Consider the following 963-nt stretch of genomic DNA (forward strand, 5'->3'; position numbering starts at 1 on the left):
TCAGCTCTTTCRGCGGCGATTCCCGTTCAGGATTCCCTTATCGTGCAGTGTGGTGCGTTTTCCCTGGAAGTGACGGAGCATACTTCTGAAAGACTGCTGCAAAAGACGCTGCAGCTACTGCAGAAGGTGAATGCTTGATGGATTTGCATATTTCAGCAGAACATGTCTTCATCGCCTGTGGCTATACGGACATGCGCAAGTCCATTGACGGGCTCAGTGCCATCATCGCCCAGCAGTTCCAGATGGATCCGTTTCAGCTTTCTCTTTTCCTGTTTTGCGGCCGTCGCCGGGACCGGTTCAAAGCCCTGCTCTGGCAGGGTGATGGTTTCCTGCTCCTCTACAAACGCTTGGAAAAAGGAAGGCTGCAGTGGCCAAGGACACCTGATGAAGTCCGGGAACTCACACCACAGCAGTACCGCTGGCTCATGGAGGGGCTGTCTGTTGAACAGCCTCGGGCCGTACAAAAGATTACGCCGAAAACGGTTTTGTAAAATAGCCGAAACACTGCATAAACGCTAGGGTTTTCGGCTGTTTTATGGTATAATAGATTTATCACAAATCCGTAAGATTGAGGTGCCGTATGACAGATATCCGTGAACAGGAAATGCAGGGGAAAATCGATGAACTGACCGCGCAGAAAGCGTCTCTGGAAGCAGAGAACAAACAGCTGCGCAAGCAGGTCGAATGGCTGCGCAAGGCTCAGTTTGGCCGCAAGTCGGAAACCAAGAAAGTCGTGTACCCGGAAGAACAGATGAGCCTGTTCAATGAAGCAGAAACAGAAGCGAAACCCAGCGCTCCGGAACCGGAAATTTCGGTCAAGCCGCACAAACGCAAGAAAAAGGTCGGCCATCGTGAAGAATTACTGGCCAAACTGCCTCATCAGAAAATTGTCGTCGAACCGGAAACGACGGTCTGCCCGGAATGTGGCAGCACACTTTCGCCGGTAGGCGAAGAATTCATTCG

General features: G+C 51.6%; 1 protein-coding gene and 1 pseudogene. Both read left to right on the forward strand.

Going from position 1 to position 963, the window contains the following annotated elements; genetic code table 11:
- Positions 1 to 137: 137 nt before the first annotated feature.
- Positions 138 to 491 carry an IS66 family insertion sequence element accessory protein TnpB gene (gene tnpB / locus NM10_RS12835; protein WP_020311937.1) on the forward strand — a complete coding sequence of 118 codons (354 nt, stop codon included), beginning with the start codon at positions 138 to 140 and terminating at the stop codon, positions 489 to 491.
- A gap of 89 nt (positions 492 to 580) precedes the next feature.
- Positions 581 to 963, forward strand: a pseudogene (locus NM10_RS12840) (IS66 family transposase); the annotation flags it as partial.

The sequence above is a fragment of the Megasphaera sp. NM10 genome, from assembly GCF_000417505.1.
Taxonomy (GTDB): domain Bacteria; phylum Bacillota; class Negativicutes; order Veillonellales; family Megasphaeraceae; genus Megasphaera; species Megasphaera intestinihominis.

Bases quoted from the DNA above. Each gene is read 5' to 3' on its own strand.
- tnpB (WP_020311937.1), top strand. From the start codon at position 138: ATGGATTTGCATATTTCAGCAGAACATGTCTTCATCGCCTGTGGCTAT.